11 protein-coding genes are annotated in these 12266 nt (G+C 66.2%); 2 read left to right on the top strand and 9 right to left on the bottom strand.

Annotated elements, in window-relative coordinates:
* The first annotated feature begins 155 nt into the window (after nucleotides 1-155).
* Complete coding sequence (locus LDO54_RS02585) at nucleotides 156-989, top strand: aldo/keto reductase (protein ID WP_224005779.1); 834 nt, start codon at nucleotides 156-158, stop codon at nucleotides 987-989.
* 89 nt (nucleotides 990-1078) lie between these two features.
* On the opposite strand, the gene LDO54_RS02590 is transcribed toward LDO54_RS02585, so the two are convergent.
* The 6 genes from LDO54_RS02590 to LDO54_RS02615 form a co-directional block, all read right to left on the bottom strand.
* Nucleotides 1079-1873 (bottom strand): transporter substrate-binding domain-containing protein, encoded by a 795-nt coding sequence (locus tag LDO54_RS02590; protein ID WP_356788388.1) that lies wholly within the window; start codon nucleotides 1871-1873, stop codon nucleotides 1079-1081.
* A gap of 97 nt (nucleotides 1874-1970) precedes the next feature.
* On the bottom strand, nucleotides 1971-2357 hold the full coding sequence (locus tag LDO54_RS02595; RefSeq protein WP_224005782.1) for a putative quinol monooxygenase: 387 nt from the start codon (nucleotides 2355-2357) through the stop codon (nucleotides 1971-1973).
* A 67-nt stretch (nucleotides 2358-2424) separates the two neighbouring features.
* Nucleotides 2425-3477, bottom strand: coding sequence for an alpha/beta fold hydrolase (locus LDO54_RS02600; RefSeq protein ID WP_224005785.1), 1053 nt, complete (start codon nucleotides 3475-3477; stop codon nucleotides 2425-2427).
* Nucleotides 3478-3849: 372 nt separating this feature from the next.
* Nucleotides 3850-5337, bottom strand: a complete 1488-nt coding sequence (locus LDO54_RS02605; RefSeq protein WP_224005788.1) for an efflux transporter outer membrane subunit — start codon at nucleotides 5335-5337, stop codon at nucleotides 3850-3852.
* A complete protein-coding gene (locus tag LDO54_RS02610) occupies nucleotides 5334-6506 on the bottom strand; it encodes an HlyD family secretion protein (protein WP_224005791.1) in 1173 nt (390 codons plus the stop codon). Before LDO54_RS02610 ends, LDO54_RS02605 begins: the two co-directional genes overlap by 4 nt.
* Before the next feature lie 52 nt (nucleotides 6507-6558).
* Nucleotides 6559-8061 carry an MFS transporter gene (locus LDO54_RS02615; protein WP_224006270.1) on the bottom strand — a complete coding sequence of 501 codons (1503 nt, stop codon included), beginning with the start codon at nucleotides 8059-8061 and terminating at the stop codon, nucleotides 6559-6561.
* Between the two features lie 172 nt (nucleotides 8062-8233).
* Here LDO54_RS02615 and LDO54_RS02620 point away from each other — a divergent pair, with 172 nt between their 5' ends.
* On the top strand, nucleotides 8234-9019 hold the full coding sequence (locus LDO54_RS02620; protein ID WP_224005794.1) for an IclR family transcriptional regulator: 786 nt from the start codon (nucleotides 8234-8236) through the stop codon (nucleotides 9017-9019).
* On the opposite strand, the gene LDO54_RS02625 is transcribed toward LDO54_RS02620, so the two are convergent.
* The 3 genes from LDO54_RS02625 to LDO54_RS02635 all read right to left on the bottom strand — a co-directional run bounded on the left by LDO54_RS02625 (nucleotide 9011) and on the right by LDO54_RS02635 (nucleotide 12262).
* A complete protein-coding gene (locus LDO54_RS02625) occupies nucleotides 9011-9493 on the bottom strand; it encodes a pyridoxamine 5'-phosphate oxidase family protein (protein WP_224005797.1) in 483 nt (160 codons plus the stop codon). The two genes, LDO54_RS02620 and LDO54_RS02625, sit on opposite strands and share 9 nt — an antisense overlap.
* A gap of 29 nt (nucleotides 9494-9522) precedes the next feature.
* The gene (locus tag LDO54_RS02630; protein WP_224005800.1) at nucleotides 9523-10125 is read right to left on the bottom strand and encodes a UbiX family flavin prenyltransferase; all 603 of its coding nucleotides are present in this window, start codon (nucleotides 10123-10125) and stop codon (nucleotides 9523-9525) included.
* Nucleotides 10126-10372: 247 nt separating this feature from the next.
* Nucleotides 10373-12262, bottom strand: a complete 1890-nt coding sequence (locus LDO54_RS02635) for an FUSC family protein (protein ID WP_224005802.1) — start codon at nucleotides 12260-12262, stop codon at nucleotides 10373-10375.
* Nucleotides 12263-12266 lie beyond the last annotated feature (4 nt).

Consider the following 12266-nt stretch of genomic DNA (forward strand, 5'->3'; position numbering starts at 1 on the left):
CTTCGCGGGTGCGCTCGTTGGACCGGTATGCAGATACTGATGAGTATCCGCATACCATCAGGCATCACGGTAGCGGTTTTGTTTTCGGCACGCGAGACGTGCGGTCCGCGCGGCTGGCTGCGCGTATTTTACCCAGAACATTTCGAGGAACTTTCATGACTGTCAATCCGGCGCCTCTCATCAAACTGGCCAACGGCGTGGAGATGCCGCAAACCGGCCTCGGCACCTGGCCGCTCGACGACGCCGGCGCGGCGCAAGCCGTGGCGAGCGCGCTGCAAACCGGCTATCGGCTCATCGATACGGCGGAAAACTACGGCAACGAAGCGGGCGTGGGCGCGGGCATTCGCGCGTCGGGCGTCGCGCGCGAATCGATCTTCGTCACCAGCAAGTTCAATCGCCAATGGCATAGCGTGGAGGGCGCGCGCGAGGCCTGCGAGGCGAGCCTCAAGCGGCTCGGGCTCGACTATCTGGACCTGCTGCTCGTGCATTGGCCGAATCCCGACCAGAACCGCTATGTGGAGGCGTTCGAAGGACTCGCGCGGCTGCTGGAGGCGGGCAAGGTGCGCGCGATCGGCACCTCGAACTTCAAGCCCGAGCATTTGCAGCGCCTGTTCGACGCGGGCTTCGTGCCGCACGTGAATCAGATCCAGCTCGATCCCTGGCACGCGCGCGACGATATCGTGGCGATCCACGCGGAGCGCGGCATCGTCACGGAAACGTGGAGCCCGATCGGGCGAGGCGGCGACCTGCTGGCCGAAGAGACGATCGTTTCCATCGCGCGGCAATATGGACGCACGCCCGCGCAGATCGTGCTGCGCTGGCATACGCAGCGCGGCTTCGTGCCGGTGCCGAAATCGGCGGACCCGGCGCGTCAGGCGCAGAATCTCGACATCTTCGATTTCCGCCTGAGCGACGAGGAAATGACGGCGGTGAGCGCGCTCAAGCGCGGCGAGACGGACATGCTGGACGCCGACGTGTTCGGCCATTGAGCGTGCGTCGATGAGAAAACAGCGCGACGGTTTTTAGCCGTTCGCGCTGCTTCAAAACTCGCTCAGGACGCAAACAAGACGCGATGCGCCTAGTCGCCCGGCTGCGCGACGATCGCGCCATCGATGTGATGCCGCGCGAGCGCGTCGGCCACGAAACCCGACTGGACCATCTCGCCCGCGAACTGCGCGATGCAGTCGGCGGCGGCGTCGCCTTCGTTCTTGCGCACGCCCATCGCCTGGCGGATGACCATGAAGCGGCCGTCGATCAGATGCAGTCCGCTGCCCGGCGAGGCTTGCTGGGCGAGTTGCGGCTTCACGCCTGCGAGCACGTCGATATGCTGCTTCTGAAACGCGTCGAAGACCGCTGACGAGGGCGAGATGCGCACGAGCGTCGCGTGCTTCAGCGTGCGCGAGAGATAGAGATCGTAGGCGCTGCCCCGGCTGACCGCGATGCTCACGCCGGGTTGGTCGACGTCGTCGCGGCGCGCGATGGGCGAGCCGTCGCGCACCGCATACGCGCCTTCGATCAGCACATAGGGCGCGGTGAAGCGGACGTCCTCGCCGCGTTTAGGATCGACGGCGAAGAAGCCCAGATTGGCGCGTCCGTTCACGACGTTGTCGAGCGACGCCGCCGCGCTCGTCGCCGTGACGAGTTGCACGCGCGCGCCCAGACGCCGCGCGAGTTCGGTGGCCAGATCGACAGACACGCCGATAGGTTCATGCGTGCTCGCGTCGAGCGAGGCGAGCACCGGATTGCCGATGTTGATCGAGGCGCGCAAGGTGCCGTCGGGCGCCAATGTGCTGGCGGCGGCCGGGCAAACGCTCGCGTTGTCCGATGCCGCGACGGCCATCGTGTTGCCGAAGCCGAGTAGTGCGGCGATCAACGACGCGCCGCCGATCCATCGGAAACGCGCGCGCGAACGAACTAAGCCAGCAGCTTGATAAGCGTTCATCGTTTGATCTCACTGAGCATGGCGCAACTCACGGCATCGCATGGTGCAGACGCTCGTCGAACGGACCGCCAAGAATCGGTTGCAGCGTTTCGCGCAGGCTGCGCACGTAAGGCCGCGAAACGAAGGCATCATAAGCCGCTTTCGACTTCAGCACTTCCACGAGCGTGAAGTGGTTTTCCGCGCCGATCTGCTGAAGCACTTCGATGCTTGCCACGGCCGGGTCCTGTTTTGCCTGCGCCTCGAAAGCGCGCAGTGCAGGCAGCGCTTCAGGCACCTTGGGCGGTTCGATATCGACGTGAACGACGGCGTAAATGGCATCGCTGGTGGGCGTATCGGCTTGCGTGGCGCACGCGGCATTCGAATAGATCGCGACAACCGCCAACGAGGAAATAGCGGCAAATAAAGTGAATTTCATTGACGTACGGGAATCCAGCGTATTTCAGGCTGGCACCGCAACGTACGGTGCCAGAAAATCATCGATATCAATGGGCCGCGTTGGCTTCGCTGAGTCCGCGCAACAGGGCGGCGTGAAAGCGATCGGGAATCTGCATTTGCGGCGCGTGACCGGCGTCGGGAAATTCCACGAGCTGAACATGCGGAATTACGCTCGCCGCGTGATGCGCGAGCGCGGGGTAATTGCCGAGTGTCGGACGAATCTCCGCCGGCGCGTATTCCTTGCCGATCGCCGTGGTGTCCTTATCGCCGATCATCAGCAGCGTAGGCGGCTGGATTTGCGAGAGTTCGTAAACCACAGGCTGCGTGAGAATCATGTCGTAAAGCAGCGCCGAATCCCACGCGACTTCCGCGCGTTGCGGGCCGCGATACATCCCTGCGAGCATTTGCACCGAAGGCTCGTAAGCGTCTTTCCATTGGCCCGCGAAATAGGTGCTTTTCTCGTAGTTCCGAATGCGCGCGGCCGAGGTATGCAATTCGCGCTCGTACCATTGATCGACGGAAACCGGCGGCACGCCTTTCGCGCGCCAGTCTTCGAGACCGATCGGATCGACGAGTACGAGTTGCTGCGTCTCTTTCGGCCACGTGAGCGCATAGCGGATCGCCAGCATGCCGCCCGTGGAATGGCCGATCATGATCGCGTGCTCGATGCCAAGCGATTCCAGCAGCGCGTGCGTATTGAGCGCGAGTTGCTGGAACGTGAATTGATAACTCTGCGGTTTGCTCGATTTGCAGAAACCGATCTGATCGACGGCAATCACGCGATAGCCCGCTTCGCTGAGCACCTTGATGGTCGGCGCCCAGGTCGCCGCGCAATAGTTCTTGCCGTGCAGCAGGACGGCGGTGCGGCCATTGGCTTTGCCCGCGTTGGGCGGCACGTCCATATACGCCATATTGAGCGTCTGGCGCTGCGAGGTGAACGTGAAGGTCTTGACCGGATAAGGGTAGTCGAAGCCTTGAAGCTCGGAGCCGTACACGGGGCCGTCCTGCGTGTCGGCGGCGCTGGATGCGGCGGCGCTGTCCTCAGCGAATGCGTAATGGCTGGCGGAAACGGCGAAAGCCGCAATCAGGGCCAGCGGCATGAATTGTCGAAGCACTTTCATTCTTGTTGATTGGCGTGACGAAGAGAGAAAGAGTGAGCATGCGATGAGCGTGAATTCATCGCGCGTATTCATAGCAGCCTGCTATTTTCGGGCACGCGCGTGAATTCGGGAATGTGCCCCGTCATTGAAAGATTCTTCAGATTTTTTTGAAAATAATGCTTTCGATTCGTTACCTGAAAGCTGAATCGCATGGATAAGGCATTGCCACCATATCGATAAGGCATAGATAAGGCATCGAAAAAAAAGCCCCGGCGGGTTCCGGTCGCCGGGGCTAAAAACGAGGCTGGCGCCTCGGCTATCACACCTGGGTGTGTGAAGTCTTTCGTCTCGCTTGAAGTGTCGTTTGACGGGTCAGCCCACCGCCGACCACCCGCCGCCCAGCGCCTTGTACAGCGCCACGAGTTGCTCGCGCAGCGCCATATCGGCCTGCGCGAGCGCGTCCTCGCCGCCGAGCAGCGCGTCCTGCGCCGTATCCACTTGCAGATAGCTCGAACTGCCTTGCTGATAACGCTGCGTCGCGGCCGTGAGCGCGGCGCGTTCGTGATCGACGGCCTGCGCGAGTTCGTTGCGGCGGCGCTGCGTGTTGCCGTAAGCGGTCATCGCGTTATCGACGTCGCGCCACGCTTGCAGCACGGTCTTCTGATACGCGATGGCGGCTTCGCGCTGTTGCGCGCGGCGCAGCTTGAGCGTGCCGCGCAGACGTCCGCCTTCGAAGATCGGAATTTCGACGCTCGGCCCGATCGAAAACGCACGGCTCGCGAGGCTGAACAGATTGCCGAATTGCAGGCCCTCGGTGCCCACGCTGCCCGTGAGGCTCACATCGGGATAAAACGACGCGACGGCCACGCCCGTTTCGGCGGTCGCCTGATGCAGACGCGCCTCGGCTTCGCGGATGTCCGGGCGGCGGCGCAGCAGCGCGGACGGCAAACCCGCGGGCACTTGCGGCGGCAGCAGCGGCAGGTCCGCGACCGGCGCGAGTTCGTCCTGCAACGCGCGCGGCGGCTGCGCGAGCAGCAGGCCGATGGCGTTGATGCTCTGCTGCTCGGTGGTTTGCAGATCGGGCAAACGCGCGGCGATCGATTCGCGCGTGGCTTTCGCGCGCGCCACGTCGAGCGTGTTGCCGATGCCGTTCTCGTACTGGTTTTCGACCAGCGAGAGCGCGTGCGTGGCGCTGTCGAGATTGCGGCGCGCGATGGCTTCGCGTTGTTGCGCGCCGCGCAGCGTCATGTAGTCGGACGCGAGTTCGGCGAGCGCATCGAGCGCCACGCCGCGTCGCGCTTCCTCGGCGGCGGCGGTGCCCGCGTCGGCGGCTTCCACGGCGCGGCGCACGCGGCCGAACAGATCGAGTTCCCACGACGCGGAGAGGCCCGCGCCCCAGTCGTCGTATTCGAGCGGCGCGCCGGGCGGATGCGTGACGAGCGTCGAGGTGCCCGTCGAGCTGATGCGTTCGTGCGACTGCGACGCCGACGCGCCCACGCTCGGCATGCCCGCCGACGCCGTCACGCGCCGCGCCGCCTGCGCCTCGATCACGCGTTCGCTCGCGCTCGCGAGGTCGAGGTTCTGCTTCACGAGACGCTGCACGAGGCTGTCGAGTTCGGGGTCCTGGAAGCGCGTCCACCAGGTTTCGTCGATGGCGCCCGTGGTCACGTCGCTCGTGCCGTCGCCGGGCGTGACGTGCCAGACCGAGGGCGAGGGCGTGGCCAGTTTGGGCGGCTCGAAGCGCGGTCCGACCGTGCAGCCGCTGACGAGCGCGCCGATCATCGCGATCACGCCGATCCCACCCATCACGCGCGAAATCGGCTGCGCGCGCGTCTTGAGCTTGTCGAACGCCATGCTCATGCTCCCGCTCCGTCCGCGTTGCTCGCGTCGCCGGCGTGATAGGTATCGCGCAGCTTGCCCACGACATCCGCGTTACCGGTCAGCACGGTGGTCTCCACCGACATGCCCAGACGCAGCAGCGACGCCTTCGGCTGATCCGCCGCGAACACGATCTTCACGGGCAGACGCTGCACGATCTTCGTGAAGTTGCCGGTGGCGTTGTCGGGCGCGATGGGCGCGAACACGGCGCCCGTCGAAGGCGGCACGCTGTCGACCACGCCATCGAGGTCGATATCGTAGGCATCCACATGCACGCGCACGTGCTGGCCCGGCTGCATATGCTTGAGCGCGACCTCGCGATACTGCGCCTCCACGTACATGCCCTTCGCGGGCACGAGCGCCATCAGCGCCGCGCCGGGGCTCACGTAATTGCCGGGCTCGACGGCGCGCTCGCCCACCACGCCGTCCATCGGCGCGACGATGCGCGTGTAGCTCAGGTTCAGTTGCGCCTGCGCGAGCGCGGCTTCGTCGGCGTGCACGGTGGCGATGGCCGCTTCGTGCTGCGCCTTGAGCAGATCGAGTTGATGTTGCGCCGCGCTCACGGCCGCGCGCGCCTGGGCGAGTTGCGCGCTTTGTTCGCGCAAGGTGGCGTCGGCGGCTTCGGTGTCCTGCTTCGAGCCCGAGCCGAACGCCGCGAGGTTGCGATAGCGCGTGGCGTTCGATTGCGCGAGTGCGAGGCGCGCCTCGATCTGCTGGACTTGCGCGCTGTTTTGCGCGATCACGTCGGGCTGACGCGCGACCGATGCCGATGCGTCGTCGACCTGCGCGCGGTCGCGGTCGAGTTGCGATTGCGCGCGCTCGACGGCGGTGCGGTAGTCGCGGTCGTCGAGCGTCGCGAGCAACTGGCCCGCGTGCACGGTCTGGTTATCTTCGACGTTCACGCTCGCGATCTGTCCGGCCACGCGCGGCGCGATCGTCGTGTAGTGCGCGGTGATGCGCGCGTCGTCGGTCCAGACGTTGGCGCTCGGCGCGTAGATCTTCCAGCCGGCGACACCGGCAAACAGCACCACGACGGCGATGCCGATGACGAGCGGCACGCGGCTCTTTTTCGGCGGGGTTTCCTTGTGCACGGGCTGCGGTGCGGACGGCTTGGCCGCGGCAGCGGCGGCGGGTTGGGTCATATCGTTCATAAGCAAATCGGTAGCGTTTCTGTAGCTTGTGACGAGTGGGTTCGACTCGTCGTTATTTCTTCAGGAGTGCGATGCGCGGCGGCCACGTGCGTTCGGGCAGCACCAGCAGCACGACGAAAATCAGCGTGGCGACGCCCGCGAGCAGCAGATAGTCGTCGCTGACGACCATCACGGCGCGCTGCACGTCGATGGCGTGCGCGAAGCCCGCGAGACTGTCCGCGCCGCGTTGCGCGCCGTTGGCGAGCAGCGGCGGCAGATGCTGCGGATCGAGTCCGCCCGTGGCCTGCACGGTCGAAAAGCGATGCGTGCCGGCGCTTTCGAGCAGACGCGTCGCGTGCAGCTGGCCGCGAAAACGCGCCATCAGCGTGAGCAAACACGCGCCGATCACTTCGCTCAAGCCGCGCGGCATGTTCACGAGCGACGAGGCGAACGGCCCTTCCTGCGGCACGAGCGCGTTGGTCGCCATCATCAGCAGTGAGAGCACCACGCAGGCCTGGCCGAAGCCGGAAACCGCCTGCCACAGATAGAACTGCTCGCGGCTCCAGGTGGAATCGAGCTGGCTCGATCCGATGCACGCGCTAATCAGGCACAGCAGGCCGAGTCCGTTGATCCAGCGCGCGTCGATCCATTCGATATCGAGCAGATTCACGACGAGCGGCAGAAAGATCAGTTGCAGCGCGGCGACTTCGGCCATCACGGTCCAGATCTGCATGGGCCGGAAGCCCTGCACATCGGCGAGATACTCGGAGGGCACGGTCGAACTCGACATCGCCACGATCACGAAGCAGAACAGCGTGAACACGCCATACGCGAAGTTGCGGCGCTTGAGCAGCTGCGGCCGGAACAGCGGAATGGTCTGCCTGCATTCGTTGATCACCAGCAGCGGCAACGCGATCGCGCTGATCAGCGCCAGCGTGCAGATGAACTTCGACTGGAACCAGTCGAGGCGGCTGCCGTGCTGGAGCATCGTCGTCAGCGCGCCGAGGCCCACGACCACGAGCAGCGTGCCGGGCCAGTCGTACTGGCGCAGGCGCTCGTAATGCGGCGGATCTTGCGGCATCCCGTACCAGACGCACAGCGCGGCGATCGTGCAGAGCGGGATCGCTTCGAAGAACACGAACTGCCAGCCGACCACGTCGGTCCACAGCGCGGACACGGCCGCGCTCAGGTTCGGGAAGAAGGTCGCGGTGAGCGCGTAGCACGCGAGCCCCCAGAGGCGGATGTTCGGCGTGAGGTACTTGAGCGCCGTCGTCATCAGGAGCGGGATTGTGAGGCCGTGCGCGAAGCCTTCGACGGCGCGCAGCGCATAGAAGCAGGCTTCGTTGGGCGCGAGCGGCAGCAGCGCGGTCGCCACGCAGTTCAGCGCGATCGCGAACAGCACCATGCGTTTGAGCGTGACCGCCGCCGACCAGCACGGCGACAGCGCCATGCCGATCACCATGCCCGAGAGATAGAGGCTCTCGATCCAGATGCCCGGATCGTGGCCGATGCCGAGCGCGCCGCGCACGTCGATCATCGCCGCCGATCCCACCTGATCGTTGAATTCGGCGGACATTGCTGCCACGATGACGCCGCCGAGCCCAATCAAGGGTTTTTTGTCCAAAATCATTTCCTTCTAACAACACGCGTTGGCGCTGCCACGCCTCGCGTCGATAATTTGCGTAACCGCATTGCGGTGCAATGTATCACAATATGGTTATTCGGTGCGATGACACCTCAGTGAGAACATGGTCAAGAAAAACGAAGTGACAGGAGCGGCCCAGGAGGAACGCGGCGACGACGCGCGCTCGGGCATTCAGGTGATCCGCCGCGCCGTGGGCGTGCTGCGCGTGCTGGCCGAGCAGGGGCACAACGGCCTGAGCCTCGGCGCGATCGCCACGCGCGTGGAGCTGCCGCGCTCGACGGTGCAGCGCATCGTCGGCGCGCTGGAGGACGAAGGCATGGTCGCGCCCGCGCCGTCCGGCGGCGGCTTTTGCCTCGGCCCGACGATGAGCGTGCTGGCGCGCGGGCTCGACGCCGATCCGGTCGAGGCGTTCCGCAGCGAGATGAACCGGCTGCTCGCCGAACTCGACGAATCGGTCGTGCTCACCACGCTCGCCAACGGCCGCGTGCTCGTGCTCGAAGCGTTCAGTTCGCCGAGACCGCTGCGCGTGGTGCTGCCCAAGGTGCTCGAAGTCGATATGTTCACGAGCGCGCCGGGCAAGGCCATGCTCGCGATCCTCGCCAACGGCCCGCGCGAGGCGCAGATCGCCGCCGCGCCGAACGCCGTCGATCGCGCGGCGCTGGACGCGGAACTCGCGCAGGCGCGCCGCGACGGCTACGCGATCGAGGAGGACGTGCCGTTCGAAGGCATTTCCGCGCTCGCCATCGCGCTCGAAATGGGCGGCAAGCCGTACTCGATCACCGTCACGCTGCCGACGGGGCGTTTCGCGGCCGAGCGCGAGGCCATCGCCCAGGCGCTGCTCGAAAGCGCGCGCTCGCTGGCGCGGCGGATTTCGGGCGCGTCAGCTTGAAGTTGAGCCTGAGCTAGGGCTAGGGGGAGCGCTCGCGTCGCCGCTATGGCGCTCCCACGTCGTCTTGCTGCCGAACGCGGTGCGGTTGTCGGTGAGCTTCAGGCGCAGCAGATGAATGCGCCACAACGGCGCCGCCATGCCCTGCGCAAACGGAAAGCGCGCGTGATAGAGCGCGAGCCCCGCGCGTCGTTCGGCTTCGTCCTCGACCACGCGCGCGAGGCCGTAGAACTGCACGCCGACGATCTCGTCCACGGCGGCGGGCTGGCCCGCGACCGTGCCCGCGACATGGCAATTGGCGAGCAGCATGCGCGCGTGCTGGGTGTCGAGATGGCCGAGCACGGCGAGGCTTGCGGACGCTTCGTCGAAGGCGAAGAAGGCGTTCGCGGCCCACGGCACGTCGTGGCTGCACACGGCCAGCGACAGCACGTGATGCGCGTTCAGGACATCGGCGATGGCGGGCGGCAAGGCGTTCATGCGGGCGGGCTCCGATGGCTCGGCGCGGCTTACCACGCCAGTTCCTGTTCGGCGTCGAGCGCCGCGACGGTTTCGCCCCAGCGCGGCTGCGCCTTCGGTTCGAAGCCGAGCAGGCCGACCGCGCGCGCGGCGCTGTGCGTGATGATCGCGTCGACCGTCTGCGGACCGGCATAGAGCGCGGGCACGGGCGGAAACACGATCGCGCCGTATTCCGTCACCGCCGCCATATTGCGGATCTGACCCAGATGCAGCGGCGTTTCGCGCACCATCAGCACGAGACGGCGGCGTTCCTTGAGCGTGACGTCGGCGGCGCGCGTGACGAGGTTCTCGGTCACGCCGTTCGCGATGCAGGCGAGCGTGTTCATCGAGCAGGGCGCGACGATCATGCCGGCCGTGCGGAACGAGCCGCTCGAAATCGCCGCGCCGACCGCGCCGGTCGGATAGAACACATCGGCCATGTCGATCACGTCCTGACGCGAGAGCGTGGTTTCGTGTTCGCGCGTGAGTCCGGCCGCCTTCGACATGACGAGGTGCGATTCCGCGCCCAGTTCGCGCAGAAGCTGCAACACCTTGACGCCATACATGAATCCGGTGGCGCCGCTGATTCCGACTACGACTCGTGGCTTTTGCATGATGTGATTCTCCAGTGTGCGTGATGTGAGTGCGGAATCCGGTCTTGCCGCGTGGCGGCTGGACTGCATCCGTCGATGAATCAAGTATGCGAGTTCTCAAGCAGAAGATCGATACACTCGAACACGCGAATTTAATAAGTTAAAACGTATGAATTTCGCGCGCGGGATCGCCCTGAAATGTGTAACGGCGGCACGGCGTGTGGGTCACGCCGTGCCGCCGTGTCTTGTGTGCCGCGCCCGAATCAGATCATTGCGGCTCGCGAATCGCGCGGCTCAGCGCGTCGATTTCCTCGCGCATGAACACGGGCGGATGCTGCGGCCAGCGCTCCGCCGCGTGGCCGCCCACGTGGTGCCGGAGCACGTCGAGCCATTCCTGCGCGAGCACGTAGTCCTCGAAGCGCTTCGTGCAGCGGGCCGCTTCCGTCGCGTCTCGTTCGCACGCCGCTTCCTGCTCCCAGCACGCATTCAACAGCCGGTAGGCGAGCCGCTGCGTGCTCGCGGCGGCGCGGCTCAAGGTGCGCGAGAGCGGCGCGTCGCCTTTCAGCGCGGGCGCATCGGCTTCGAAAACCTGCTGGAGCGTAATGGTCTGATGTTGCAGATCGCGCCGCGCTTCGAGCGCCTCGGGCGCGGTGGCCGCGCCATGCGAGAGACAACGCAGCACGCGCTGCGCGGCGGCGAGCGTGCGTGCCATTTCGCTGCGCAACTGATGATGCGCCGAGCGCCGCACCGTGAAGTGAAACACCGCGAGCGCGACGGCGCAGCCGATGGCGGTATCGAGCGCGCGCGCGGTGAACAGATGCGTGATGGCCGGAAAGCCCTGGCCGCCCGCCGCGATGGTCAGCGCGTTCGAAGTGATGAAGATCGCGGCGACCGCGTACTGCAACACGACCCAGATCTCGATGGCGAATTGCAGCAGGCCGACGGCCGCCGCGATCCAGAGACCTTGCGGATGCGCGGCGAGCACGGCCCACGCGAGGATCAGGCCCGCGAGCGTGCCGAGCACGCGATAGCAGGCGCGCCGGAACGTGCCCGGCCAGCCATAGGCCTGATTGAGCACGACGACGACAGCCGCCATGCCCCAGTACGCGCGATCGAGCCCGAGCGCCACGCCGATGCCGCCTGCGATCAGCGTGGCCACGCCCACGCGCGCCGCGAGCAGCAGCGGATTCGACCACGGCACGACGCTCTCGCGCAGCGCTGCGAAAGCCGTGCGGCGGCTCAGCGGAAACGACACGGCGTCTTCCGGCGCGGCGGGCACGGATGCATGCCGCGCTTCGTCGCCGAGACGGCGTGCTTCGCGCGCCAGCTGCGCGAATTCGGCGCGGTGCGCGTCTTGTGGGCCGGTCTCGGTCAGCAGCTCGGAAAAGATCCGGTGCAAGCGGTGGCCTTGACGGCGCAAGGCGTCGAGCACGGGATCGCTTGCCGCGCGCGAGGATGAAAAGGATTGCCAGGTAATCAGCGTGGTCCATGCTTCGTCGAGCGCGTGGGCGGCGCGGTGACGGGCCACGACGCCTTTCGCCGAACCGCTGCTCTCCGCGAAGGCGGCGACCGCTTCGGCCGCTGTGGCGATGGCCGCGCGTTCCGGTCCGCGCCGGTCGATCAGCGCACCGGCCATGTGGGCGAGCCAGGAGACGATGCCGCCGCACAGCACGTAAAGGCCGCTGCGCAGCGGATCGGCGCCGCTGGCGGCCATGCCCGTGCCGCTCGCGCAGGCCAGCGCGAACATATAGGCGCCGGGCGGCCCGACGTGCAGCGAATTGCAGGCGAAGGTGGCGAGCGCGGCGATCAGCGCAACGAACACGACCGCCAGGATCGCATGAGGCGCGATGCAGATGCCGAGCGCGACCACGGCGGCCAGTGCGAAGGCGATCAAGGCCAGATGCACGGCGCGGTTGCGATAAGGACGGTCGCTGCCGTAGAGCGCGGTGAAGGAGCCGATGGTGGCGAGCAGCCCGGCATGGATGTCGCCGGCGAACCAGCCGGCCATCACAGGGATGCCGCAGCACAGTCCGGCGCGCACGGCGAAAGGGAAACGCCGCTTCGCTGCGGGCGAAGCGAGCAGGGCAAGCAACGCGCGCAGCGCGACGAAGGGCTGGCGTAGCAGGGCGGCGATGCCTGAGGGTGAGGGAGTCTGCATGAGA

It is taken from the genome of Paraburkholderia tropica (assembly GCF_914484835.1).
GTDB classification, from domain to species: Bacteria; Pseudomonadota; Gammaproteobacteria; order Burkholderiales; family Burkholderiaceae; genus Paraburkholderia; species Paraburkholderia tropica_A.

What these genes read in the sequence shown, in the direction of transcription:
- LDO54_RS02600 (WP_224005785.1), bottom strand. Translation starts at nt 3,477, where the DNA reads ATGCCGCTGGCCCTGATTGCGGCTTTCGCCGTTTCCGCCAGCCATTAC.
- LDO54_RS02595 (WP_224005782.1), bottom strand. Translation starts at nt 2,357, where the DNA reads ATGAAATTCACTTTATTTGCCGCTATTTCCTCGTTGGCGGTTGTCGCG.
- LDO54_RS02615 (WP_224006270.1), bottom strand. Translation starts at nt 8,061, where the DNA reads ATGTCCGCCGAATTCAACGATCAGGTGGGATCGGCGGCGATGATCGAC.
- LDO54_RS02605 (WP_224005788.1), bottom strand. Translation starts at nt 5,337, where the DNA reads ATGAGCATGGCGTTCGACAAGCTCAAGACGCGCGCGCAGCCGATTTCG.
- LDO54_RS02625 (WP_224005797.1), bottom strand. Translation starts at nt 9,493, where the DNA reads ATGAACGCCTTGCCGCCCGCCATCGCCGATGTCCTGAACGCGCATCAC.
- LDO54_RS02585 (WP_224005779.1), top strand. Translation starts at nt 156, where the DNA reads ATGACTGTCAATCCGGCGCCTCTCATCAAACTGGCCAACGGCGTGGAG.
- LDO54_RS02630 (WP_224005800.1), bottom strand. Translation starts at nt 10,125, where the DNA reads ATGCAAAAGCCACGAGTCGTAGTCGGAATCAGCGGCGCCACCGGATTC.
- LDO54_RS02635 (WP_224005802.1), bottom strand. Translation starts at nt 12,262, where the DNA reads ATGCAGACTCCCTCACCCTCAGGCATCGCCGCCCTGCTACGCCAGCCC.
- LDO54_RS02610 (WP_224005791.1), bottom strand. Translation starts at nt 6,506, where the DNA reads ATGAACGATATGACCCAACCCGCCGCCGCTGCCGCGGCCAAGCCGTCC.
- LDO54_RS02620 (WP_224005794.1), top strand. Translation starts at nt 8,234, where the DNA reads ATGGTCAAGAAAAACGAAGTGACAGGAGCGGCCCAGGAGGAACGCGGC.